Below are 23,350 nucleotides of genomic sequence, written 5' to 3'. Positions count from 1 at the left end.
CTGCTGCGAAGGGCCGCCGGCTCCGATTACGCTGCGGACATGAGCTCTGCCGTGCACGGATTCGCCGATGATGCCCTCGGGACGCTGGACGCGGTCGGTGTCGCCGCGGCGTTGCGCGCGGGGGAGGTGAGCCGGTCGGAGGTGATCGAGGCCGCGATCGCCAGGACTCGGCGAGTGGACCCGAGCCTGGACGCCGTGCAGATGACGTGTTTCGAGCGCGCCGCGTCGACGCCGGAAACCGCGGGTGTGTTCGCGGGCGTGCCCGCGTTCGTCAAGGACAACACCGATATCGCCGGTCTGCCCAGCTGTCACGGCTCGGCCGCGTTCACCCCGCGCCCGGCCACGGTGACCAGCGGCCCCGGCGCGCAGTTCCTGCATTCGGGCGTGATCGTGCTCGGCAAGTCGACGCTGCCGGAGTTCGGACTCACCGCCAGCACCGAATTCACTCATCGCGCGCCGACCCGGAATCCGTGGAATACGGAGTACTCGGCGGGTGCGTCCTCGGGTGGGTCGGCGGCGCTGGTGGCGGCCGGGGTGGTGCCGATCGCGCATGCCAATGACGGGGGCGGGTCGATCCGCATCCCAGCCGCGGCCAACGGACTCGTCGGACTGAAGACCACGCGCAACCGGTTGCTCGACCAGCCCGGTGTCCGCAGCCTGCCGGTCAACCTGGTTTCCGAGGGAGTGCTCACCCGCTCGGTCCGTGACACCGCGCACTACCTGGCGGCCGTCGAACTGTTCGAGGCGAATCCGAAGCTCGCGCCGGTCGGGCTGGTCGAGGGGCCGAGTGCGCGTCGGTTGCGGATCGGCCTGATCACCGCCGATGTCCTCGGCAGGACCGTGCATGCCGACAACGGCCTCGTCCTGGCGTCCGCGGCGAAGGTGCTCGAAGGCCTCGGCCACGAGATCGTCGAGATGCGACTGGACGTGGACCCGCGCTTCGTCGAGGACTTCAAGCAGTACTGGGCGGTGATGGCCGCGGCGATGGCGCTTTCGTTCCGGCTGGGGCACCGCGGGTATTTCGATCCGCGCAAACTCGACCCGTTCACCACCGGCCTGATCGGCCTCGCCAAACGCAATCCGCTCGGTGTGGTCGCGTCCACGTGGCGGTTACGCGGGGGAGTCGCGGCCTACGACAGGCATTTCACCGACGTCGACGCGCTGCTCACGCCGGTGCTGTCGCATCCGGCGCCGCGCATCGGCGAGCTCGCGCCAGGGCAGCCGTTCGACGCGCTGTTCCGCAAACTCACCGACTATGTCGGCTTCACCCCGCTCAACAATGTCGGTGGGGGACCGGGCATTTCGCTGCCGCACGGGCTGCTGCCGAGCGGTCTGCCCGGTTCGATCCAGCTCGCCGCCCGCCGGGGTGACGAGCGGACCCTGCTCGATCTGGCCTACCAGCTGGAAGCGGCGAGCCCGTTCCCGCGCATCGTCGATCGGGCCGCTGCCGCGGGAGCAGCCTGATCAGGCGGTGTGCACCATGCTGATCAGGCCTTCGACACCGCGCTGATCAGTTGTTGCGTACCGCGACATTGATCGGGCGCAGTCGTCCCGGGCTGTCGGTGCCCGCGTCGAACGCCCAGTGCTCACCGTCCCAGCCGGGGTATTCGGCGCGCCAGCGATCGACGAGGCGTGTGTCCTCGAGCGAGGCGACGACACCGGCCGAACCGGTGTACTGCAGCCGCTCGTACTTGTGCCGGGTGACGGTATCGGTAGTGGAAACGATGGCCAGGACTGACATTGACTCTCCGAGATCGGGGCGAACGGTGGTATGACGAGGAGCGCGACCAGGGCCGTCGGCCCGGGCGCTGCGGTGGCGCGTCACCGCTCGATCCGAGAGTATGCCGCTCGCCGTGCCACCGCGCAGGTTTTGAAAATCCAATTCTTCGGATTATTGGGTACCCGATATGAAATCGTCGGATCGCACCGTTTGGTTACGGAAGTGGTGACAGTTCACCAGCTCGGGCGGACTCGCCCTGGGGTGACGACCCGACCGAGGGCCCTGCTGACCTGATCGAGCGTGGTGGTGCCGAGGGTATCCGACCAGTTCAGGGTGAACTCGGCCAGCGCGGCGTCGGCGGCCCGCGTGCACGCCCAGCCGCGGTCGGTGAGGGTGACCAGGCGGGCGCGCGCGTCGCGCGGGTGTGGATTGCGGTCGGCGTAGCCCTTGGTGACCAGCTCGTCGACGAGCTGGCTGGCCGCCTGTTTGGTGACGCCGAGGTGTTCGGCGAGCTCCCCGATCGTCGCGCCGTCGGGTGCCATGCGCACGAAGGCGAACCCGTGCGTCGGGCGGATATCGGTGAACCCCGCCGCGGCGACTCCGGTGTGCACCGCCTGGGTCACCTCGGCCGCTGCCGCGAGCAGTAGGAGGGGGAGGTCTGCGTTCGCGGGCACGACAGTCATTCTGGCACTTGACACAATAGTCAATCCACTTGACCATATAGACAAGTTGATTGACCTTATGGAGGTTCGAATGCCGGTAATTCCTGGTTCGCAAGCGCAGGTGCACGAGGTGCACAACGCCCGCTTCACCTCGCTCGTCCGTCCCGGCACCGGAAGTGTCGAACTGTGTGTCTGGCAGACCGAGGTGCGGGCAGGGTCGGTCGGGGTGCCGCATCGCATCCTGGGCGAGGAGGCCTTCGTCCTGCTGTCGGGCGCGGTGACCATGACGATCGACGGTGAGTCCGCGCCGATGAGACCGGGCGACGCGGCCGTGGCGCCCGCGGGCTCGCTGATCGCCCTCACGAACTCGACCGACGAGTCGGCCACCCTGCTGGTGACCGTGCGCGTGGGCTTCACGGCGGAACTGCCCGACGGCTCCACCTTCACCCCGCCCTGGGCATCGTGAACAGTCTTCGGGACTGTTTCTAGACCAGAACTTGAAAGTTCGGGTACCCGAACAATATAATTCCGGAATGAGGGTTGGGTTCTACCGTTCGACGGTGCGACGCCGGGTGCTCGCGGCAGGTGTTCTGAGTGTCATGGTGTTCGCGCTCACTGCCTGCGGTGGGATCACCTCCGATGACGACGGGAAAAAGGTGGTTCTGACCACCTTCACCGTGCTCGCGGACATGGCGCGGAATGTGGCAGGCGGGCTCCTGAGGGTGGAATCGATTACGAAGGTGGGGGCTGAGATCCATGGTTACGAGCCGACGCCGGGGGACATCAAGAAGGCGGCCAAGGCTGACCTGATCCTGGACAACGGGCTCAATCTCGAGGCCTGGTTCAACCAGTTCGTCGCCGATCTCGATGTGCCGCACGCGGTGGTCAGCGAGGGGGTGGCGCCGATCGATATCGGCGAGGACGCCTACCGGGGCAAGCCCAATCCGCACGCCTGGATGTCGCCGGTGAACGCGCAGATCTACGTCGACAACATGGTCCGCGCGTTCACCGATCTCGACCCCGAGCACGCCGACGCCTACCGCGCCAACGGTGACACCTACAAGACCCAGCTCGCCGCCGTGCGCGACGACCTCGTCGCCGCGGTGAACACGCTGCCCGCCGACCAGCGCGCCCTGGTGACCTGCGAGGGCGCGTTCTCCTACCTCGCTCGCGATGCGGGGCTGACCGAGAAGTACATCTGGCCGGTGAATGCCGAACAGCAGGCCACCCCGCAGCAGATCGGCTCGACCATCGACTTCGTCCGCCAGCGTGGTGTGCCCGCCGTGTTCTGTGAATCGACGGTGTCGGACGCGCCGATGCAGCGGGTGGTCGAGGCGTCCGGTGCGCGGTTCGGTGGCGTGCTCTATGTCGACTCGCTCTCCGAAGCCGACGGGCCGGTCCCGACCTACCTGGACCTGATCCGCCACGACGCGAAGATCATCGCGACCGCACTCGCCGGAGTCTCGAAATGACCGCGCCTGTTGTCGAAATCCAGGACGTGACAGTCCGTTACGGTGACGTGCTCGCTCTCGACAACGTCGAACTGACCTTGAAATCCGGCCGGGTCTGCGGGCTGATCGGCATGAACGGCTCGGGCAAATCGACGCTGTTCAAGACCGTGATGGGCCTGGTCACGCCCGACCGCGGCCGGGTGCTGATCAACGGTCGCGCCCCCGCCGCCGCGCGCAAGGCGGGCAGCCTCGGTTATGTGCCGCAATCCGAGGATGTGGACTGGAGTTTCCCGCTGTCGGTGCGCGATGTGGTGATGACCGGGCGCTACGGGAAAATGGGATTCACCCGTCGGGCGAGCAAGGCCGATCGCGCCGCCGTCGACGCGGCGCTGGCCCGCGTCGACCTCACCGAGCTGGCCGACCGGCAGATCGGCAGGCTGTCGGGTGGTCAGAAGAAGCGCACGTTCGTGGCCCGCGGCATCGCCCAGGAGGCCACGATCCTGCTGCTCGACGAGCCGTTCGCCGGTGTCGACAAGCCTTCCGAGGCGACCATCACCGCGCTGTTGCGTGAGCTCGCCGCCGACGGGGCCACCATCCTGGTCTCCACCCATGATCTGCACGCGCTACCCCAATTAGCCGATGAGGCAGTGCTTTTGAATCGTCGGGTGCTCGAACACGGCGACCCCGCTGTGGTCTTGCGACCGGAGAACCTGGCCAAGGCTTTCGGTCTGGATACGGACGGAGAGCGATGAGCCTCGAGGAATTGTTCGTCGACCCGCTGCGCTACGAATTCATGGTGCGCGCGCTGGCCACCACGGTCACGGCGGCGGTGGTGTGCGCGGTGCTGTCGTGCTGGTTGGTGCTGATCGGCTGGTCACTGATGGGCGACGCGGTGTCGCATGCGGTGCTGCCCGGGGTGGTGCTTGCCTACATCGTCGGCTGGCCGTTCGCCGTCGGCGCGGTGATCTTCGGGTTCCTCGCCGTCGCGTTGATCGGGATCGTTCGCGATACGAGCCGCGTGAAAGAAGACGCCGCGATCGGCATCGTGTTCACCACTTTGTTCGCGTTCGGTTTGGTCCTGGTGTCGGTGACGCCGAGCCAAACCGACTTGAACCACATCGTTTTCGGCAACCTGCTCGGCGTGAGCCGCGGCGAGATGATCCAGATCATGATCCTGGCCGCCATCGTCCTGGTCGCCCTGATCCTCAAACGCCGTGACTTCACCGTCTACGCCTTCGACGCCACTCACGCCCACGCGATCGGCCTCAACCCCCGCGTCCTCGGTACCGCGCTGCTTGCCCTGCTGGCCCTGACCTCGGTCGTGGCCCTGCAAGCCGTCGGCGTAGTCCTGGTGGTGGCCATGCTGATCATCCCCGGCGCCACCGCCTACCTGCTCACCGACCGTTTCTCCCGCATGCTTGTCATCGCCCCCACCGTCTCGGTGGTCTGCGCGGTCACCGGCCTCTACATCAGCTACCACCTCGACACCGCCGCCGGCGGCATGGTCGTCGTCACCCAGGGCGTCGCCTTCACCTTCGTCTACCTCTTCGCCCCCCGCCACGGCGTGATCGGCCGCCGGATCACGGCTTCCCGCACCCGAAAGACAGTCGCCACTCTCGGGGCCGTCGACTAGTGCTCCGGCGGATCCCGTTCCTGTCGGTAGCTGCTGCCAGGATGTAGCACATGAATGTCACCGGGGATGACGTCCGCGCCTACGTGCTCGCACTACCGCAGACCGCAGAGCAATTCGCCTGGGGCATGCCGATTTTCGAGGTCGCGGGCAAGCTGTTCCTCACCCTGCCGGAGGAAGAGACCTCGATGGCGGTGCGCTGCCCGATCGTCGAGCGCGATGAGCTGGTGCTGGCCGAGCCCGCCAAGTTCTGGATCGCTGCGCACGAGGCGGGCAATGCCTGGGTGCGGGTCCGGTTGGCCGCCCTCGACGACCGCGAGGAGCTGGCAGCCATCATCACCGACTCCTGGCGCCAGGCCGCACCGCGGGACCTACTGGATGCGGACCAGTGAGCGCATGACAGCCCACCGGGCCGCGCGATCGATTACAGCACCGGGATGATCGTGGCCTCGATCGTTTGGATGGAGTCCACCGGGATGACGAAGGTTTCGATGATCTCCACGGTGGTCAGGCGGATGTGAGCCACTCCGGTGTCGAGGAAGTAACGGGTGGTGACGGTGTCGCCGGATTCGGACATGGTGAGGTCGCGGATCCCTTGGATCACGCGGTACTGAAGGCCGTTCTCCAGGTCGGCGGCCAGCTGGGGGCCCGAGTAGCCGGTTTGGACACCGACCTCGACACGGGTGGCGTCGGGAGCGAAGGGGACCGCGCTCGCGTCGTGGGAGACAAGGGCGTCGAGGTACGCGCGGGCGATGGCCTGGCGGGGTGAGTCGGCCGGATTCGGTTCTGCCGCAGCCGTTGCCGTGCCGAGAGCCAGGAAAACAGCGGCCAGAGCCGAAACGTGAGTAATTCTCATGATGAGATGCTGGCGGTCCGGACCGGTAAGTGCAACCGGTGCGCGCGAGTGATCGATGTTACGGCCCGGTAGGCTCGCAACTCCTATGGCACTCAGCGCAACACTGCACAATTTCGCCGTTCAGCTCGCCGATGTGGATCGGGGGGTGTACGAGGATCTCGAGTTGCGGGTGGCTCGGCATCCTTCGGAAACACCGGAATACATGATCACCCGGATCCTTGCCTACTGCTTGCAGTACGAGGAGGGGATCGTGTTCAGTGACGGTGGGATCTCGGCTACCGATGAGCCCGCGGTGCAGGTGCGGGATATGACGGGGCGGACCACCGCGTGGATCGAGGTGGGGGCGCCGGACGCGGACCGGATTCATCGGGGGAGCAAACTGGCTGGTCGGGCGGTGGTTTACACCCATCGGGATCCGGCGAAGGTGCTCGCGCAGTACGCGGGCAAGAAGATTCACAATGCTGCGCGGATTCCGCTGTTCAGTTTCGATCGGGAGTTCATCGCTGAAGCGGCGGGGTTGGTCGATCGTCGCAATACCGCCACCCTCTCGGTCACCGAAGGGGTGCTCTATCTGGACCTCAACGGCACCAGCCTGCGCACCGATATCACCGAGCAACCCCTCGGCTGACGCGGGCACGGAGTAACTTGGCGTCCACCGGCGACGCTCGACCCGAGCGCTTCTACTGTGCCGGTGTCGTTGTCGAGTGGAGGTCGCGGTGCCCGGTGGGATGAGTCGATTCGTGATTCCGGGAGTCCTGCGGGTCACCCGGCGCAACCGGAACTACCTCGACGCCGAGCGCGCGACAGCGTATGTGCGCGAGCGCGCGCTGCGGCCCGTCGCCTATGGTCCACCGAGCAAGCTCCGCGGTGTCGAGATCTCGGTGGTACACGATCGCGGGTGGCCGATCTACACGCTGACGCCGTCGGACGGGATCTCGCGCGGCGGTCTCGTGTACGCGCACGGTGGTGGCTGGGTGGGCGAAATCGCTTCGCAACATTGGCAACTCGCGGCCCGCATCGCCGCGCAGACCCACCTCGTCGTGACGGTCCCGATCTATCCGCTGATTCCCTTCGGCACCGCGGCCGAGGTGATTCCCCGCATCGCCGAACTGGTGACGGCAGCCGACGAGCGCTACGGCCCGACCTTCCTCGCCGGCGACTCCGCGGGCGGTCAGATCGCGCTGTCGGCTGCCCTGCACCTGCGCGACGCGGGGCATGTCGTCGCCCGCACGATCCTGATCTCGCCAGCCCTCGATCTCACCCTCGAGAACCCGGAGATCGACCTCGTCCTCCCACGCGACCCGTGGCTGGGTCGCGACGGTGGCCTGGTGTACGGCAGGCTGTGGAGCGGCGAACTTTCGATGAAAGACCCCCTGGTCAGCCCGCTGTTCGGCGACTTCGCCGGGCTGGGTCCGACCACCGTGTTCACCGGCACCGACGACATCCTCAACCCCGACGCCCGCCTGCTGGCGGCGAAGATGCGCAAGGCCGAGGTCGACCTCGACTATCACGAGGAACCCGGGCTCGTGCACGTCTATCCGCTGACTCCCAGCGCGGAGGGCGCACAGGCCCGCCGCCGGATCATCACCACGCTGCGCACCGAACTCGATGCGGCGCACAGCATTTCGTGAGCAGACCTAGCGCTCGGACAGGTGCACATTGAACAGGATCGTCAGCTGCGTGACCGCCTGATCGAACGGGTGGGCGGACTTGAGCGCGCGGCTGTGAACGATGGTGCCCTCGATGGTGGTGAGCAGGAACCCGGCCAGCGACACCGCGGTCGAACGTTCGATCCCGGCGGCGACGATCCCGTCGGCCAGCCGAGCGGTCCATTCGGCGAAGGCCTGACCCGCGATGGACTGGACGGCGGGGTCTAGTTCGTCGAGCGCGGCCGCCATCATGAACGAGCCCGCGGCGAAATCGGACTTTTCCAGCGGGATCCGCCAGAAGGCGAGCAGGTCGGTGAGCCACTGCTGCGCCGAGGGCGCGGTCTGCAGGGAGTCGGCCATCGCGCTCACATGCGAGTACACCAGGCGGGTCACGATCCGCGCGGCCGTCTGCACCAATTCGCCTTTGCCGGAAGGGAAGTGCTGATACAGCGAGTTGCGCGAAGTGTTGCTGCGCTCGAGCAACTCGCTGAGCGTGGACGCGTGGACGCCGTGTTCCTGGACGGTGCTGATCGTGTGCTCGATGAGTCGGGCGCGTGGTCCGGCGGCCATCCGATCTTCTCCTACCCCTTGATTGAACCGATCGGTTCATGTTAGACCTGTTCCTACCTGAACCGATCGGTTCATATGGAGAGGATGCCATGCCCACCCCCATTGCCACCGCGGTTCCGGTCACCCACGCGGGGATCTGTGGTCTCGGTGTATACCGCCCGCGCCGCGTTGTGCCCAACTCCGAGATCGTCGAGGCGATCGAGTCCTCGGACGAGTGGATCAGGACCCGTTCCGGGATCGCCGCCCGGCACTGGGCCGAGCCCGACGAGACGATCGTCTCGATGAGCGTGGCGGCCGCCAAGGGTGCGCTGAAGGCGGCCGGGCTCGGTGCCGACCAGGTGGACGCCGTGGTGCTGGCGACGTCGTCGCAGATGGTGCTCGGTCCGTCTGCGGGCGCGGTGGTGGCCACCGAACTCGGCATGCACGACACCGCCGCCTTCGACATCTCCGCGGGTTGCGCGGGCTTCTGCTATGCCCTGGCCGATGCGGCGAATCTGGTGCGCTCGGGGCAGGCACGCCACGTGCTGGTGATCGGGGTGGAGCGGCTGTCGGATCTGCTCGACACCACCGATCGTGGCTGCGCGTTCATCTTCGCCGACGGCGCGGGCGCGGTGGTCGTGGGCGCGGCGGAACAGGAGGGGATCGGGCCGGTGGCATGGGGCTCCGACGGCAGTCGCACCTCGGCGATCAAACAGGACAAGGACTTCGCGGAGTACTTCGCCGAAGTCGCCGCGGCGGAGGCCAGCGGCGGCACTTCGCAGCGCCCGTACATCCGGATGAACGGCACCGAGGTATTCCGTTGGGCCGTAACATTTTTGGAGAAGGCCTGCCGGGAAGCGCTCGACCTCGCGGGCCTCTCGGCCGCGGACCTCGACGCGTTCGTCCCCCATCAGGCCAATATCCGCATCACCGACGCCCTGATCCGTACCCTCGCCCTTCCTGAGAAGGTCGCCGTGGCCCGCGACATCATCGAAACCGGCAACACCAGCGCCGCATCGATCCCGATGGCCATGGAACAGCTCGTCCGCTCCGGTGCCGCCAACCCTGGCGACACCGCACTACTGCTCGGCTTCGGCGCCGGTCTGGCCTATGCGGGCCAGGTGGTGCACCTGCCACCGATCGCCTAGTCGTCAGGTCGTCACGCGTTCGCCTTCGCACGCAGCGAGCGCTCGGTGACCGGTACCGCGTAGGCCGCGCCGTCGCGAATACCGAATTCGAAGCGGCAGGGGAAGAGGGAGGGTAGGCCGGTCGCGCGTAGGTCGAAGTTCGCGGCGAGGGTCTGCATGGCCCAGTTCTGCAGCGAATCGGGGAGCTGCAGGGTGGTGCCGTCGACGCAGCAGACGTAGGCGTGGGTCTGCTCTCCGTCGACGGGCAGTGGGTTGCGCAGGCCGACCGCGCCGACTTCCAGAATTCGTCCGGCGTTGTGGGAAGTGGTGACGCTCGGCAAATCCAACTCGATGTCGTCCATGCGGAAAACCGTAGCGCAGCAACTATTCAGGGAACACCGAAATCGCGTGGTCTTGACGAACTTCGCTGATGTCGCAAATGGGCGAAAGCGGAGGTCGCCGTGGCGGAGCCCGGCGCAGCACGCGCCGGGCCCTGCCGCCGCGGTGTCAGCCGATCGCGAAGCGCAGCAACGCCTGACGATCGCCCTGCTTGATCTTGCCCTTGCGGTCGAGGACCTCGAGCTGCCACACCGGGCCGTTGCGGAAGGTCCGCGCGATCGCGTTCGCGTTCTCCGCGCCGAGCAGTGACGGCCAGATGTCGGCGACGGGCTGGGTGTCGCCACCGGTGGCGTCGTAGATCTTGAACGAGACGTTGTTCGCCTTCTCGAAGGAGGAACCCTTCTTGAACGCGACGGCGATGAAGACGATGGAGTCGATCGCGGGGGGCACATTCGTGAAGGTGACGTGCACGGTCTCGTCGTCGCCAACGGCCGCGCCGGTCTGCTCGTCGCCGGTGTGCAGCACCGAGCCGTTGCCGAGCGGGTCGAGCGAATCCAGGCCGGCGAACCGCACCGGTTCACCGCCTTGGAACAGCACGGCGATCAGGTCGAGGTCGACACCGCGCTTGCGGCGGGCCATTCCGAGAATTCCACCGCTGGAACCCGCCGACGGATCCCAGCTCACCCCCACGCTCATCTTGGTGATACCGGCGAGATCGGCTGCGCCGTCTTCCTTCTTGAGAGTAATCACGATTTCAGGCTACGGACTTCGCTCGTGCCGTGCAGAGCGAGAATTCGCGCCTCACCCGGAATGGGTGGCGAGGTAGACGAGCGCGGTCACCGCCAGCGCGATCGCGCCCAGGATCCCGCCCGCGATGGTGTCGGCGCGGTTGGTGGCCACGCCGTTCTCGATCCGGTCCCAGCCGACGAACGCCGCCGCCACGGCGCCGATGCCGGCGGGGGCGGCGACGAACTCGCTGACGACGGGGATGAACGAGACCGCGCAGGCGATGATGCCGAGCACCAACGCCGCGAGGCCGACACCGTTGCGCGGCGACGGATTCGTCTCGGGACCTGGCATTCCATGAGCGTAGTCGGGCTGCGGGGTGGGTGTCGGCTGAGCCCGCGCTCGGTCGTCGGCGCCCGGCGTCACAGCTTCGTCATGGTTGTCCCCGCAGTGGCCGGGGTATTCCAGACAGATGAGCAGCCCTGCCGGGATTCTTCCCGGATACCGGAGCCCGGGCTGTGGAGTTCGAGAAGGGATTAGGTTTGTCGATCTCAGCTGGCGAATCGAAAAGTCGAAACCCGAATAAAGGTTACGTAGCTCTGCTCGGCTGGAGTTTGAACGCAGTCGAGGCGGTTGATCGGTTCGATCGCCGCTATATCGTGGTCGCGCCGGAATGGGCGCAAGAATATTGCACAGAGCACAACATTCCCTATATCCCCTGGGATTTCGAGCGGCTCAACGATCGTTCGATGGAGATCGCGGAGACACTGAAGGCCAAGGGTGTCGACGTCGCCATTCCGATCTTCGAGGAGACGGTGGAATGGGCGGGTGCGATCAATTCGGTCCTGCTCGACAATCCTCGCCTGCTCGGCCAGTCCATGCTTTTACGCGATAAATCGTTGATGAAGCGGCGCGCGCAGCTCGGCGGTATCCGGGTCGGCATCTTCGAAGAGGCGCACGAACGCGACGACGTGATCCGATTCCTCAAGCGCGTCAATCAAACGCTGCTGAAACTCGACGGTGATCCCAACGATCCGATTCACCTCAAGGCGTTCGACAAGGCGGGCTGCCTCGGTCATCGGATCATCCGGACCCCCGACGAGGTGGACGCGATCCCCGACGACGAGTTCCCGATGCTGATGGAATCGCATCTGGACGGCTGGGAGTTCGCGGTCGAGGCCTGGGTCCACAACGGGCGCATCTGCTTCCTGAACATCTCGGAGTACGTGACGCTCGGATACTCGGTGTTCGTGCCCGCCACGCCGGAGCTGGAGAAGTATCGTCCAGAGATCACTCGGCAGGTCGAAAAGCTGATCAAGACCTTCGACATCGACTTCGGCTTCATTCATCCCGAGTACTTCGTCACCAGCGACGGTGAGATGTATTTCGGCGAGGTCGCCTACCGGCCACCGGGCTTCAAGGTGTTCGAGCTGCTGGAACGCACCTACGGCTTCAACGCCTACCACGCGCTGGTGCTGGCCTTCGACCCGAAGACCACCGACGAGGAAATCGACGCTTTCTTCCCGAAGGAAGTGGTGGATGCCACCGGTCACGCGGGGTGCTTCGGCGTGTATCCACGTCGACGCGTGGTCAGTCGATTGTCGGTGCCGGCCGAGACCGAGGACCACGATTACTTCGACTCACACGAGCTCACCGCACCACTGGCCGAAATGGTCACCAAGCGGACCGCGTTCGGTAATCACTGGGGTCTGCTCTATTTCTTCGGCGAAGACCCGTACACTCTGCGGGATCTGTTGAAGCGACAAGAAGAGCTCGACTTCTACATTTGATCCGTTGCCAGGCAACGGGATGCGAAGGGATCGGCGATTGAGTCCGGATGGCAACGACCCGGCGAGCTCGGCCCGGCGCCTGGCGACGTTGGACCAGGCCACGCAGTCCCTCGCGGACGCGGGCGACTTCGGTAAGCAGGTCAAACTGCCCAGGGTCATGGACGCCCTGCGGCGGGTGCTGCTGCTGCCCGGCGGTTGCGCCGCGGTCCGTGGCCGCGCCGAGAAGCTGGAGACCGCGGGCCTGTTCCTCGGCACGGACTGGGCGCAGCCGCAGATCCTCATCCCGGCGCTGAGCACGGGCTCGTTGCGCAGCCCCAATGCCGACACCATGGTGTTGGAGGCGGTGAGTAATCTGCGGCTGCTCGCGGTCGCCAAGGGCGACTACCAGCACGCGCTGATCTCGACCGACCAGGCCCACGATCATCTCTCGCAAGTACTCGCGGTGAATCTGTCGCTGCTGTTCTCCCCGCCCAGCGAGGCCGAACGCGAACAGCAGGGGCGGATGGCGCAGGTCTCGCGGGAGCTGCTGCACTACCTCGTCGCCGAGGTCGGGTACGAGAAGGTGCTGGAGAACCTGGTCGACGAGATCTGGCGCATCCTGCGGCAGCGGCCCATCCAGGTCGATGGGGTGAAGCGGATGATCACCCAGATCGCCGTCGCGCGGGCGAATCCCGATGTGGATCTGGGCGCCAGTGGTCTCGGCGCCGACCGGCTGATCAGCAGTCTCTACGGCACCACCGAGGGCTGCCGGGAAGATCCGGGCGTCGAGATCTACCGTGCGCGGCTGGAATCGATGGACGACAGCGCATTGCAGTACGAGGCAACAGGATTCGCGCGGTCCATGCACGACACCGGGTTGGTCTCGCCGTATCACGCTGTGCTGCTGCGCTTTCTGCTCACCAAGGGCGACTACCTGCTCGGCGAGGCGATGGGCCTGTCGAGCACCGGCCGCGACAGCCTGCTCTGCTATCACGAGCTGGTGCGCAACCTCGTCGAGCATGCCGTCCATGTCGAAACGGCGCAGTGCGTCTACGGACTCACCCTCATGCTGGAGCGCGGCATTCTCTATCAGCCGCCGGTGGCGCCCGCGCTGTGGCGTCAACTGGCGCTGCGACTTTCGCCGCACTCGTGTCAGCGGCTGACCCAGGTGTTCGGGCCGACGCCGGATCCGCGGGCGTGGTTGTTGTCCGGGTTGCTGTCGGTGCTCGGTCTGCCGCTCGGGATCGGGCAGGGCGACAATCCCACCTGCCAGTCGGCGCGGGCGTTGTCGATGTGGGCGTACAACGACCCCGACTATCTGCTGCAAACGGTGGTCTGGGCCGCGCGCGACGACGAGATCGTCATGCACTTCGAGGGTCAGCCGATCTCCTCGCGAGAGACTGCAGACGGGCAACCGGCTGCGCTGCAACTCGATCTGGACCCGGTCTCGCTGCTGGTGGTTCCGCACCTGGACCGGATCTACGCCGAGATGGGACGCAGCTGCATCGGCCGCGAAGGCGATCCACACCGCTGGATCAACCCGGAGTTCCACGGCTGGTGGTCCGGGCGCGGCTTCCGGATCAATGTCGATGTGGCCACCGGCCACCTGACCGACCTCGACGAATTCCTGCGCCACTTCTACGCCGGCTACCACCCCTTCTACAACGGCAACCAGCCCGTGATCCACCCGCAGCCCGCCGGTATCGCCGTCACCGACAGCGCGGCCCGCTTCGTCGGCTGGCACGCGATCACGGTCCTGCGGGTCAGTCTCGACCCGCAGGAAGTGATGCGGGTGTATTTCTACAATCCGAACAACGACAGCGGCCAGGACTGGGGCGACGGGGTGGTCGTCGGAACCGCCGGGCACGGTGAGCGTTTCGGCGAGGCTTCGCTGCCCTTCGAGCAATTCGCCTCGCGCCTCTACATCTTCCATTTCGATCCGCTCGAGCCGGGCGAACTGGCCGCTGTCGAGCGCGCGGAACTGGACCGGGTGATCGGCTACCTCCACCGGAGTTGGGGCGCCGATCGGATGCCCGTGGAAGCGGGTGCGGCCGAACAGGATTGATCACAGCAAACGTTCAGAGTCGAGCGTTAGGGTGGGGGCGACGGTGCGCTGTGTGCCGCGATGATGTACGGGAGTACTCGATATGGGTGTCAGCTTGTCCAAGGGTGGCAATGTCTCACTGACCAAGGCGGCGCCGAACCTCACCGCCGTCGCGGTCGGCCTCGGCTGGGATCTGCGGACCACCACCGGCACGGACTTCGACCTCGATGCCAGCGCCATCGGCCTCGGCGCCGACAAGAAGGTGGTGTCGAGCGGACACTTCGTCTTCTTCAACAACCTGAAGTCGCCCGAGGGCGCCATCGAGCACGCGGGCGACAACACCACCGGTGCGGGCGACGGCGACGACGAGACGATCAACGTCGACCTGGCCAACACCCCGGCGACCATCGACTCCATCGTGTTCCCGGTCTCGATCTACGACGCGGCCGCCCGCAGCCAGTCCTTCGGCCAGGTGCGCAACGCCTACATCCGCGTGCTCGACCGCAGCAACGGTGAGGAACTGGCGCGCTACGACCTCTCCGAGGACGCGTCCACCGAGACCGCCATGGTCTTCGGTGAGCTCTACCGCAACGGGGCCGAGTGGAAGTTCCGCGCCACGGGCCAGGGCTACTCCTCCGGCCTGGAGGGCATCGCCCGCGATTTCGGCGTCAGCCTCTGATCCGATAGTGCCGGTCGGCTGCGGAATTCCTCGAAACCCGCGGTATTCACGCAGCTGACCAGCACGTCGGCGGGCCCGGCCGTTCCATTCGTCCAAGACCGGGCGGACTATCGGTCCTAGCGTTCAAGCATGACAACAACACCTACATCCCCCGGTTCCACGGTCGACGACCAGCTCCTGGCCGTGCTCGACGAGTGGCAGGTGGCGATCGTCGCCAACGACGCGGATCGGATCGGCTCGTACATGGCCGACGAGTGGATCATGGTCTCCGAGAACGGCATCACCACGGCTGAGCGGTTCCTGGCGTTCGTCCGATCGGGCGACCTCACCCACTCGGCGATGCAGCGAGTCGGTGACCCGAGAATCCGCTATCACGGCGAGCTCGCCCTGCTGACGACCCGAATCACCAATACCGCCCATTTTCAAGGCGTTCGATTCGACGCCGATGAATGGACAACCGACGCGTTCATCCACGTGGACGGCCGGTGGCGGTGCCTGCTGACACAGATCACCGCCACGAAGATATAGGCACACCCGGTGGGAGTTACCGGGGCCGCCGGTCTGCGGGGACGGCACTCAGCGCAGGTTGGGGATTCCAGGCGGAGACGGCCCAGATGACGATGACATCGAGCACGATGAGGATCACCGACCACCACGGGTAGTACGGCAGCGACAGGAAATTGGCGATGATCGACAGGGCGGCCAGGCAGTAGGCGAAGATTCGGGCCCAGGTCGCGGTCAGCATCATTCCGATGGCGACGGCTACGAGCAGCACACCGAGCGCGAGGTGGATCCAACCCCAGGTGCTGACATCGAGCTGGTAGCTGTATTCGCTTGGTATCAGAAATATCTCGTCCTTGGTGACGCCGGCGATGCCACGCAGGATGCTCAATATGCCTGCGACCAGGAGCAGTATCGCCGCGAGCATGGTGATGGTCGCGGCGAGCCCCTGGCGGACAGGATGTGCGGCGGTCGTCATGGATTCGACGATAGGGACTGTCGACGACGGCCCGGATCACCCGTTATGGGTGAACCTGCGGCAGGTCGGGTCGAGTTCACCCTATTCGGATGATGTGGGTGGGTCAGATCTTCGCGACGATGGCGGCGGTGGCACCGGCCGGTGCCACGCGTCACGGAAGTGAGGGTCGAATCATGTCGGTGTGGGATGTTCTCTGGGTCATCATTGTGAGTTTCGCCTTTGTCGCCTACCTGATGCTGATGTTCATGATCATCACCGATCTGTTCCGCGATCGGAGCACCTCGGGCTGGGTGAAAGCGCTCTGGGTGCTGTGTTTGATCCTGTTCCCGCTGCTCACCGGGCTGGTGTATCTGATCTTCCGCGGCGACGGGATGACGCATAGGACCGCGCAGGCGCAGCAGCAGGCACGCGCCGAGGCCGACGATTACATCAAGCAGGCCGCGGGCACCAATTCCGCCGCCCAGATCGCCGACGGGAAGAAGCTGCTCGACGCCGGAGCCATCACCGAGGCGGAATTCCAGCAGCTCAAAGCCAAGGCCCTCGCCTGAGATCGCTCACCGCCGAACGCGGATTCGGGTCGCGCAGGTGCTCGTGCAGCGGGTCCGGCGCTGGCTCAGGACCGAGCGAATGTCGAAAGCCGATGTCGTCGCGGGGATTCCGGGCGCGATCGGCGGGGTACCGGACGGGATGGCGGCGGGCGTACTCGCGGGGGTGAGCCCGGTGCACGGGCTGTACGCGAGCATGGCCGGGCGATTCTTCGGTGGTTTCGGCACGAGCACACAGCTGATGGTGGTCACCACGACGAGCGCGTCCGCGTTGGCGGTCGGTTCGACGCTGACCGACGTCGAACCCGATCAGCGGTCGGCCGCCATCGTCATGCTGACGTTGATCGCGGGCGCGATGATGATCGTCGCCGCGATCTTGCGGCTGGGCAAGTACACCCGGTTCGTTTCGCACTCGGTGATGACCGGGTTCCTGCTCGGCATCTCGGCCAACATTCTGTTCGGCCAGTTGCCGAGTCTGCTCGGCGCACCGGTGCGGGGGTCGATCGCGCTGACGAAAGCCCTCCACGTGGTGCTGCATCCGTTCGACTTCGATTGGCGCGCGGCGGTTGTCGGGGTGCTGGCGATGCTGCTGATCATCTCGCTCGCGTACACGAAGTTGCGCACGGTCGCCTCGCTGTTCGCGTTGATCGTGCCGATGATCGTGGTGCTCGTCTTCGGCTGGACCCAGATCGGGACGGTCGCCGACACCGGTGAGATCCCGACCGGGTTCCCGATGCCGCACCTACCGGAGTTGAGTGCGCTGTCGCCGGCGCTGGTGACCGGGGCATTGGCGGTGACCGTCATCGTGCTGGTGCAGGGCACCGGGGTGGCCGAGTCGGCGCCCAACCCGGGCGGCACGCGGTCCTCGGTCGATCGCGACTTCACCGCGCAGGGCATCGGCAATATCTTCGCCGGGTTGTTCCGGGGGATGCCGGTGGGTGGATCGGTCGGCCAGACCGCGATCAACGTCTCCTCCGGTGCGCGCAGCCGCTGGGGTGGGATGTGGTCGGGTCTGTGGATTCTGGTGATCATGGTCGGGCTGGCCGCGGTGGTCGGCCGGGTGCCGCTGCCCACGCTCGCCGCGATTCTGATGGTCGCCGCCGCCCGCTCGATCAATCAGGATCGCCTGATCGCCATCTGGAGCAGTGGCGCGATTTCGCGGACCGCGCTGGTGGTGACCTTTGTCGCCACGCTGCTGTTGCCGGTGACGGCGGCGGTCGGCGTCGGTGTCGCGCTGTCGTTGCTGTTGCAGCTGAACCAGGAAGCCATCGACTTGAAGGTGGTCCGGTTGCGGGTCGAGGGCGATCATCTCGTCGAGGCGAAGGCGCCGCGCACGGTGTCCGACAACGAGATCGTCGTCCTCGATGTCTACGGCAGCCTGTTCTACGCGGGGGCGCGCACGCTACAAGCCAAGCTGCCCGACCCCGGCGGCGCACACGACTCGGTGGTCATTCTGCGATTGCGCGGGCGCACGAGCGTGAGCGCGACCTTCCTGCACGTGATCGGCGACTACGCCCGGCGGCTGGACGCGCTCGGCGGGCGACTGTATCTGAGCGGTATCGACCCACGAATCCGCGACGTCTGGACCGACGATCTGCTGTACGCGCAAGGCATGCGCATCGAATTCTTCCCGGCGACAAGCACTCTCGGCGAGTCGACACTGGCCGCCTATGCCGATGCCGAGGTTCGGATCCACCGAGAGCGGAGGTTGTGACCTATGCCTGCCATGCTGAGTTTTCTGGTCCCGCAGGACCAACGTCGATCGTTGGACGAGCTGACCGACAAACTGGATCTGTCGGTGGGCGCGGTCACGTCGAAGCGGTCGGCGTTCTGGATCATGCTGGTGATGTCGGCGGTGATCGCGATCTCCGGCGTCATCGGCGATTCCACCGCGACGGTGATCGGCGCGATGATCGTGGCACCGCTGTCGATTCCGATCCTAGGGGTGGCGTTGGGAGTGGTGACCGGTCGTGCGCCGCTGCTCGGGCGGAGCCTGCTGCTGGTCGTGTCGGGGATCCTCGTGGTGATCGCGCTCGGTTTCCTGTTCGCGCAGTTGCTGCCCAATCCCGTCAATGTGCTGTCCAACGCGCAGGTGGTCGGGCGGACCTCGCCGAAGCTGATGGATCTGACCGCCGCGATGGCGACCGGTCTGGTCGCCGCCATCGCGATCACTCGCCGTGATGTCGGCGATGTGCTGCCGGGGGTGGCGATCGCGATTTCGCTGGTGCCGCCGCTCGGGGTGGTCGGGGTGTGTCTGGGTTCGCGCGCGCCCGCGCTGGCCGGTGGCGCGTTCGTGCTGTTCGCGTCCAATGTCGTCGCGATGATCATCACCTCGACGATCGTGCTGATCATCGCGGGATACGCAGGCGATGCCGATCCGGCGACCGTCCGGCGGGGCCGGGCCTATGTCGCGCTCGGCGCGGCGCTGGTGCTGGTGGCGATTCCGATGGTGCTCAATTCGCTGTCCACGTTGTGGGCCGGTCAGATCGCTGACGCGGCCCGCGACTGGTTGCGGGACTCGCCGGACGCACAGGTCATCGACGTCAATCTGCAAGGCGATATCGCGACGGTCTCGGTGCTCGGTCCCCAGCAGCTGCCGCCGCGCGCGGTGTTGCAGCAGAAGGTGAACGAGCTGGTTCCGTGGGATCCGAAGGTTGTCATCATCCACACGGTCGGTGGTCGGGTCCAATAGGCGCACGAAGGACGCCCCGGCGGTGACCGCCGGGGCGTCTTCGGTGGGCGCTCAGCTGAGCAGTTTGGCTTTCGCGGTGGCGAACTCGGCGTCCGACAGTGCGCCGGAGGCATGCAGTTCGGCCAAGGTGCCGAGCTGGGCAACGGTGTCGTTGCCGGCCGCGGGGGGCGGCGGGGGAGCTTGCGGCGGCAGGGGAGGAGGGGGTGCCTGCTGTTGGACGTAGGCCTGTTGTTCGGCGGCGCGGCGCGCTCCTCGGCGGTTCATCGCGTTCGAGGTAGCGGTGGCGGTCCCCGCGACAACGGCCGTCCTGGCCACCGTGCCGAGCAGTCCTGGTCGCCCGACGCGACCCATCCGAAGTGGCATATCGGTTCCCTTTCTAGGCGAGGGCCAGCACGGCGTCGACGGCGTCGCGCGGTACCTGCACGTGCAGCGCCACCTCACCGTCGGCCGCGCGCACCGCGCGTGCCAGGTGAACGGCCCACGTCTGTTCGAAAACGACGACGACAGCGGTGGTTCCCGGTTCCATCGACGCACGGATGACATCGAGGTCGTCGTCGCTGACCAGGTCGATGTCGGCCGCCGTCAGGCCCGTCAGACCCACCGCGGCGATGTCGTCGTCGATCTCGCGTTCGGTGACGGCGCCCGCGGTGTCCATGGACAGCACGATCAGATCGAGCAAGGTGACCGTGCCTTTTGCGACGACCTCGGCCAGCGCCGTCGAGACGGATGTGTCGATGTCGGTGCCGGGAAAGGTGAGCGCGAGGAATTCGACCGGCCCGAGTGTTGGTGGTGATCCCATACGCCGAATCATGCCGCCGACCGGTCCCCGGCTGCTTCACCCGATTCGGATGAAAACACCGGGTGTGTAGTTCACCCGGAAAGTGTGAGGCGCGCGGGTGAGCAGGCCGCTTAGCGTCGTGACATGGGCTCAGTACTCGGCGGTCTCTTGCCACTCGCGGTGGGTGTGGCGCTCTCGCCCGTCCCGATCATCGCGGCCATCTTGATGATCCTGTCCAAGAATGCCGGCGGTGCGGCCAAGGGCTTCGCCGCGGGTTGGGTAGGCGGCATCGTTGTCGTGACGGGTGTGATGACATTGCTGGCGGGGGTGCTCGGCGGGTCCGACTCCGAACCGTCGACGGCGGCCTCGTTGGTCAAGATCGTGCTGGGCGCCGCCCTCGTTGTCTTGGCGGTGATCCAGTGGCAGGAACGGTCGCAGACCGAGGTGCCCGGCTGGATGCAGGCGATCGACACGCTCACCCCGGTCAAGGCAGTGGGGCTGGGCGCGCTGCTGTCGGGTGTGAACCCGAAGAATCTGCTGCTGTGCGTGTCGGCGGGTGTCGCGATCGGGTCCGGCGGGTTGAGTGCCGGCGGTGAGGTGGTCGCGATCGTGGTGTTCACCGTGCTCGCGTCGACCACGGTCCTCGCGGTGGTGATCGGGTACATGATCGCCGCCGACAAACTCGGTCCAACGCTCGACCGGCTGCGGGAGTGGTTGCAGCTCAACAATCACGCGGTGATGGCGATCGTGCTGTTGATCATGGGCACCGTGGTGGTCGGCAAGGGCATCGGCGGCCTGTAGCGAGGAGAGATCGTGGCACTGTCGTTTCCGGTGTTCGAGTCACTGCACGGCTACCGGCGGGCTTGGCTGCGTCCCGATGTGATCGCCGGTCTCACGGTGTGGGCGGTGCTCGTCCCCGAAGCGCTGGCCTACGCGTCGATCGCCGGGGTGCCGCCGGTCGTCGGCCTGTACGCGGCGGTGCCGTCACTGGTGCTCTACGCGCTGGCCGGCAGTTCGCGGCACCTGGTGGTCGGCCCGATGTCGGCCACAGCGGCGCTGTCGGCGGCCATCATCGCGCCGCTCGCGGGTGCCGACAACGGCCGCTACATCGCGTTGACCGCCGCCCTCGCCATCGCGACCGGCATCGTCGGTCTGCTCGCCGGCCTGCTGCGGCTCGGCTTCATCGCCGCGTTCATCTCCGAACCGGTCCTCAAGGGCTTCATCGTCGGACTCGCCCTGGTCATCATCATCGGCCAGGTGCCCAAACTGCTCGGCGTCGACAAACACGAAGGCAACTTCTTCGAGCAGGCGTGGGGCATCATCACCGAGCTGGGACACACCCAGTGGCGGACTGTGACGATCGGTCTGATCAGCCTCGCGCTGGTGCTCGCGCTGCGCCGCTGGCTGCCGTTCGTTCCCGGCGCGCTGGTGGCGGTGGGGTTCGGCATCGTCGCCGTGGCGGTGTTCGGACTCGACGACAAAGGTGTCGAGATCGTCGGTCACATCGACTCCGGGTTGCCCGCCCTCGGGATGCCGTCGGGGGTGTCTCTGCACGACTGTCTCGACTTGCTCGGACCGGCTGTCGGGGTGTTGCTGATCGGTTTCGCCGAGGGTCTCGGCGCGGCGAAAACCTATGCGGCCAAAGCGGGTTACCCGATCGACCCGAACCGAGAGCTGCTCGGACTCGGCCTCGCCAACCTCGGCGCGGGGGTGAGTTCGGGGATGGTCGTGAACGGCAGCTTGTCCAAGACGGCGGTGAACGGCGGTGCCGGGGCGAAGACACAGCTCAGCGGTCTTGTCGTGGCGGGGCTCACGCTCATCACCCTGCTGTTTCTGACCGGGCTGTTCGAGAAACTGCCGGAGGCGACGCTGGCAGCCGTCGTGATCGCGGCCGTCGTCGAACTGGTCGACATCGCCGCGATGCGCCGCCTCTACCGGGTCTGGACCCACATGCTCGGCAGCATCTACGGCAAGGCGGCGCGCGCCGATTTCCTCGCCGCGATGGCCGCGATGTTCGGTGTGTTGATCTTCGACACGTTGCCGGGGCTACTCATCGGCATCGGGGTGGCGATGGTTCTGCTGGTGTATCGGGCGTCGCAACCGCATGTGGCCGAGCTCGGCAAGGACGGGACGCTGTGGGTCGACGCCCAGCGTCATCCGGACGCGACGACACGCCCCGATCTGCTCGTTGTCCGGGTCGAGTCGGGATTGTTCTTCGCCAACTCCGATTTCGTGAAGGACCGGATCGAGGCCCTGTGCACCGACCGGACCAGGATGGTGGTCCTCGACGCCGAGACCTCACCGTCGGTCGATGTGACCGCCGCGGCGATGCTGCTGGCGTTGCGTGACTCGTTGGCTGCCAAACGAATCAGGTTCGCGATCGCTCGACCGATCGCCCAGTTCGGTGACGCGCTGGGCTCGGCCGAGCACGGCGACGTCCCGATCCCGATCTATCCCACCGTCGCGGCCGCGTCCGCCGACCTGTCCGGGTCGTGATCATGCCCGCCTGCCGAAAGGAACACAGATGAACGGCATTCTGGTCGCCCTCGTCGGAGCGCTGTTGTGCTTCTACGGGATTCGCTCGGTCAACCTGGGCCTACTCGCGATCGGGTTCGGCCTCGGCTGGCTGATCGCCGATCTGTTCCACGCGAATTTCTGGTGGTCGCTGCTGGTCGCGCTGATCGGCGCGGTCACGGTCTGGGCCATCACCTCGCTGGTGTTCCGCTTCGCCGCCTATTTCATCGGTGGTCTCACCGGTGCGATGATCGGCACCAAGCTGGCGACGGTGTTGCAACCGGGCGACAAGAACTTCGCCTTGAGCATGATCGTCGCCCTCGCGATGGGTGTGGCGGGTGCGTTCCTGGCGCAGAAGTTCCGTTCCCGCGCGCTGTTGTGGTTGACCTCGATCGGTGGCGCCAGCATGGTCTGCAGCGGTGTGGCGCGGTTCGATGACTCGCTGTCGTTTCTGCGCGACCCCGAACCCGGCTGGCAGCAGGTCACCGCGACCCTGGCCTGGGCGGGCCTTTCGGTACTCGGCTGGATCACCCAGCGTCACCTGTTCGCCGAGAAACTCGGCATCGAGCACCTGGTGGTCGGTGACGACGGCGAGCCGGACATGAGTGACCGCAACGGCGGGTGGCCAACGCGATAGCTCA

Annotated in this window: 29 protein-coding genes; 19 read left to right on the top strand and 10 right to left on the bottom strand. The window is 66.3% G+C overall.

The genetic code is table 11. The annotated features are described in order from the left end of the window. Positions 1-39 precede the first annotated feature (39 nt). Positions 40-1,464, top strand: a complete 1,425-nt coding sequence (locus ACLJPD_RS31535) for an amidase (RefSeq protein ID WP_410877070.1) — start codon at positions 40-42, stop codon at positions 1,462-1,464. A 46-nt stretch (positions 1,465-1,510) separates the two neighbouring features. On the opposite strand, the gene ACLJPD_RS31530 is transcribed toward ACLJPD_RS31535, so the two are convergent. Together ACLJPD_RS31530 and ACLJPD_RS31525 are read right to left on the bottom strand one after the other, a co-directional pair. Beyond that, positions 1,511-1,741, bottom strand: coding sequence for a hypothetical protein (locus ACLJPD_RS31530; protein WP_410877068.1), 231 nt, complete (start codon positions 1,739-1,741; stop codon positions 1,511-1,513). A 212-nt stretch (positions 1,742-1,953) separates the two neighbouring features. Further along, positions 1,954-2,394 carry a MarR family winged helix-turn-helix transcriptional regulator gene (locus ACLJPD_RS31525; protein WP_410877066.1) on the bottom strand — a complete coding sequence of 147 codons (441 nt, stop codon included), beginning with the start codon at positions 2,392-2,394 and terminating at the stop codon, positions 1,954-1,956. A 79-nt stretch (positions 2,395-2,473) separates the two neighbouring features. Between ACLJPD_RS31525 and ACLJPD_RS31520 the strand changes: the two genes are divergently transcribed. From ACLJPD_RS31520 to ACLJPD_RS31500, 5 genes are all read left to right on the top strand, one after another. After that, entirely contained in the window at positions 2,474-2,848 is a 375-nt protein-coding gene (locus ACLJPD_RS31520; protein WP_410877065.1) for a cupin domain-containing protein, read from the top strand. Between the two features lie 67 nt (positions 2,849-2,915). Beyond that, the gene (locus tag ACLJPD_RS31515) at positions 2,916-3,854 is read left to right on the top strand and encodes a metal ABC transporter substrate-binding protein (protein WP_410877063.1); all 939 of its coding nucleotides are present in this window, start codon (positions 2,916-2,918) and stop codon (positions 3,852-3,854) included. Continuing rightward, the gene (locus ACLJPD_RS31510) at positions 3,851-4,585 is read left to right on the top strand and encodes a metal ABC transporter ATP-binding protein (RefSeq protein ID WP_410877061.1); all 735 of its coding nucleotides are present in this window, start codon (positions 3,851-3,853) and stop codon (positions 4,583-4,585) included. The genes ACLJPD_RS31515 and ACLJPD_RS31510 overlap by 4 nt, the downstream gene beginning before the upstream one ends. Continuing rightward, the gene (locus ACLJPD_RS31505; protein ID WP_410877059.1) at positions 4,582-5,466 is read left to right on the top strand and encodes a metal ABC transporter permease; all 885 of its coding nucleotides are present in this window, start codon (positions 4,582-4,584) and stop codon (positions 5,464-5,466) included. The genes ACLJPD_RS31510 and ACLJPD_RS31505 overlap by 4 nt, the downstream gene beginning before the upstream one ends. A 50-nt stretch (positions 5,467-5,516) precedes the next feature. Continuing rightward, the gene (locus tag ACLJPD_RS31500) at positions 5,517-5,855 is read left to right on the top strand and encodes an MmcQ/YjbR family DNA-binding protein (protein WP_410877057.1); all 339 of its coding nucleotides are present in this window, start codon (positions 5,517-5,519) and stop codon (positions 5,853-5,855) included. Positions 5,856-5,887: 32 nt separating this feature from the next. On the opposite strand, the gene ACLJPD_RS31495 is transcribed toward ACLJPD_RS31500, so the two are convergent. Next, on the bottom strand, positions 5,888-6,319 hold the full coding sequence (locus ACLJPD_RS31495; RefSeq protein ID WP_410877055.1) for a hypothetical protein: 432 nt from the start codon (positions 6,317-6,319) through the stop codon (positions 5,888-5,890). Between the two features lie 85 nt (positions 6,320-6,404). Here ACLJPD_RS31495 and ACLJPD_RS31490 point away from each other — a divergent pair, with 85 nt between their 5' ends. Then, positions 6,405-6,947, top strand: coding sequence for a YaeQ family protein (locus ACLJPD_RS31490; RefSeq protein WP_410877053.1), 543 nt, complete (start codon positions 6,405-6,407; stop codon positions 6,945-6,947). A gap of 100 nt (positions 6,948-7,047) precedes the next feature. Then, positions 7,048-7,950, top strand: a complete 903-nt coding sequence (locus ACLJPD_RS31485) for an alpha/beta hydrolase fold domain-containing protein (RefSeq protein WP_410877052.1) — start codon at positions 7,048-7,050, stop codon at positions 7,948-7,950. A 6-nt stretch (positions 7,951-7,956) separates the two neighbouring features. Here the strand turns inward: ACLJPD_RS31485 and ACLJPD_RS31480 are convergent, their stop codons facing one another. Next, positions 7,957-8,538: a TetR/AcrR family transcriptional regulator gene (locus ACLJPD_RS31480; RefSeq protein ID WP_410877050.1), complete on the bottom strand. Its 582-nt coding sequence runs from the start codon at positions 8,536-8,538 to the stop codon at positions 7,957-7,959. Between the two features lie 89 nt (positions 8,539-8,627). On the opposite strand from ACLJPD_RS31480, the gene ACLJPD_RS31475 reads away from it, so the two are divergent. Next, positions 8,628-9,665, top strand: a complete 1,038-nt coding sequence (locus ACLJPD_RS31475) for a beta-ketoacyl-ACP synthase 3 (protein ID WP_410877049.1) — start codon at positions 8,628-8,630, stop codon at positions 9,663-9,665. Positions 9,666-9,676: 11 nt separating this feature from the next. Here ACLJPD_RS31475 and ACLJPD_RS31470 read toward each other — a convergent pair whose 3' ends face one another. From ACLJPD_RS31470 to ACLJPD_RS31460, 3 genes are all read right to left on the bottom strand, one after another. Further along, a complete protein-coding gene (locus ACLJPD_RS31470; RefSeq protein ID WP_410877047.1) occupies positions 9,677-10,006 on the bottom strand; it encodes a hypothetical protein in 330 nt (109 codons plus the stop codon). 145 nt (positions 10,007-10,151) lie between these two features. Continuing rightward, entirely contained in the window at positions 10,152-10,733 is a 582-nt protein-coding gene (locus tag ACLJPD_RS31465) for a TerD family protein (protein ID WP_410877046.1), read from the bottom strand. Positions 10,734-10,784: 51 nt separating this feature from the next. Continuing rightward, a complete protein-coding gene (locus ACLJPD_RS31460) occupies positions 10,785-11,063 on the bottom strand; it encodes a hypothetical protein (RefSeq protein WP_410877044.1) in 279 nt (92 codons plus the stop codon). Positions 11,064-11,458: 395 nt separating this feature from the next. Here ACLJPD_RS31460 and ACLJPD_RS31455 point away from each other — a divergent pair, with 395 nt between their 5' ends. From ACLJPD_RS31455 to ACLJPD_RS31440, 4 genes are all read left to right on the top strand, one after another. Beyond that, positions 11,459-12,499 carry an acetyl-CoA carboxylase biotin carboxylase subunit family protein gene (locus ACLJPD_RS31455; RefSeq protein ID WP_410877042.1) on the top strand — a complete coding sequence of 347 codons (1,041 nt, stop codon included), beginning with the start codon at positions 11,459-11,461 and terminating at the stop codon, positions 12,497-12,499. 37 nt (positions 12,500-12,536) lie between these two features. Then, positions 12,537-14,543: a hypothetical protein gene (locus ACLJPD_RS31450; RefSeq protein ID WP_410877040.1), complete on the top strand. Its 2,007-nt coding sequence runs from the start codon at positions 12,537-12,539 to the stop codon at positions 14,541-14,543. Between the two features lie 82 nt (positions 14,544-14,625). After that, entirely contained in the window at positions 14,626-15,201 is a 576-nt protein-coding gene (locus ACLJPD_RS31445) for a TerD family protein (RefSeq protein WP_410877038.1), read from the top strand. 129 nt (positions 15,202-15,330) lie between these two features. Continuing rightward, positions 15,331-15,729, top strand: a complete 399-nt coding sequence (locus ACLJPD_RS31440; protein ID WP_410877036.1) for a nuclear transport factor 2 family protein — start codon at positions 15,331-15,333, stop codon at positions 15,727-15,729. Positions 15,730-15,745: 16 nt separating this feature from the next. Here the strand turns inward: ACLJPD_RS31440 and ACLJPD_RS31435 are convergent, their stop codons facing one another. Beyond that, the gene (locus ACLJPD_RS31435; RefSeq protein WP_410877034.1) at positions 15,746-16,180 is read right to left on the bottom strand and encodes a hypothetical protein; all 435 of its coding nucleotides are present in this window, start codon (positions 16,178-16,180) and stop codon (positions 15,746-15,748) included. Between the two features lie 170 nt (positions 16,181-16,350). Here ACLJPD_RS31435 and ACLJPD_RS31430 point away from each other — a divergent pair, with 170 nt between their 5' ends. From ACLJPD_RS31430 to ACLJPD_RS31420, 3 genes are all read left to right on the top strand, one after another. Then, positions 16,351-16,728, top strand: a complete 378-nt coding sequence (locus tag ACLJPD_RS31430; RefSeq protein WP_410877116.1) for an SHOCT domain-containing protein — start codon at positions 16,351-16,353, stop codon at positions 16,726-16,728. Positions 16,729-16,807: 79 nt separating this feature from the next. Further along, positions 16,808-18,439: a SulP family inorganic anion transporter gene (locus ACLJPD_RS31425; RefSeq protein WP_410877032.1), complete on the top strand. Its 1,632-nt coding sequence runs from the start codon at positions 16,808-16,810 to the stop codon at positions 18,437-18,439. A 12-nt stretch (positions 18,440-18,451) separates the two neighbouring features. Continuing rightward, positions 18,452-19,417 (top strand): DUF389 domain-containing protein, encoded by a 966-nt coding sequence (locus tag ACLJPD_RS31420; protein ID WP_410877114.1) that lies wholly within the window; start codon positions 18,452-18,454, stop codon positions 19,415-19,417. A 51-nt stretch (positions 19,418-19,468) separates the two neighbouring features. Here ACLJPD_RS31420 and ACLJPD_RS31415 read toward each other — a convergent pair whose 3' ends face one another. Both ACLJPD_RS31415 and ACLJPD_RS31410 read right to left on the bottom strand, forming a co-directional pair. Next, positions 19,469-19,780 carry an SHOCT domain-containing protein gene (locus tag ACLJPD_RS31415; protein WP_410877031.1) on the bottom strand — a complete coding sequence of 104 codons (312 nt, stop codon included), beginning with the start codon at positions 19,778-19,780 and terminating at the stop codon, positions 19,469-19,471. Positions 19,781-19,793: 13 nt separating this feature from the next. Next, entirely contained in the window at positions 19,794-20,216 is a 423-nt protein-coding gene (locus tag ACLJPD_RS31410) for a DUF6325 family protein (protein ID WP_410877029.1), read from the bottom strand. A 123-nt stretch (positions 20,217-20,339) separates the two neighbouring features. On the opposite strand from ACLJPD_RS31410, the gene ACLJPD_RS31405 reads away from it, so the two are divergent. Genes ACLJPD_RS31405 through ACLJPD_RS31395 form a run of 3 tightly spaced genes read left to right on the top strand, consistent with a single transcriptional unit; the run spans position 20,340 to position 23,346 of the window. Beyond that, positions 20,340-20,996 carry a GAP family protein gene (locus ACLJPD_RS31405; protein WP_410877027.1) on the top strand — a complete coding sequence of 219 codons (657 nt, stop codon included), beginning with the start codon at positions 20,340-20,342 and terminating at the stop codon, positions 20,994-20,996. A 12-nt stretch (positions 20,997-21,008) separates the two neighbouring features. Beyond that, positions 21,009-22,691 (top strand): SulP family inorganic anion transporter, encoded by a 1,683-nt coding sequence (locus ACLJPD_RS31400; RefSeq protein WP_410877025.1) that lies wholly within the window; start codon positions 21,009-21,011, stop codon positions 22,689-22,691. Between the two features lie 28 nt (positions 22,692-22,719). After that, positions 22,720-23,346 carry a DUF4203 domain-containing protein gene (locus ACLJPD_RS31395; RefSeq protein WP_410877023.1) on the top strand — a complete coding sequence of 209 codons (627 nt, stop codon included), beginning with the start codon at positions 22,720-22,722 and terminating at the stop codon, positions 23,344-23,346. The last annotated feature ends 4 nt before the right edge of the window (positions 23,347-23,350 follow it).

This window comes from Nocardia sp. A7, assembly GCF_046549215.1.
Lineage (GTDB): Bacteria > Actinomycetota > Actinomycetes > Mycobacteriales > Mycobacteriaceae > Nocardia.
Note: the sequence above shows the minus strand (reverse complement) of the source record. Positions and strands in the feature narration are given on the sequence as shown.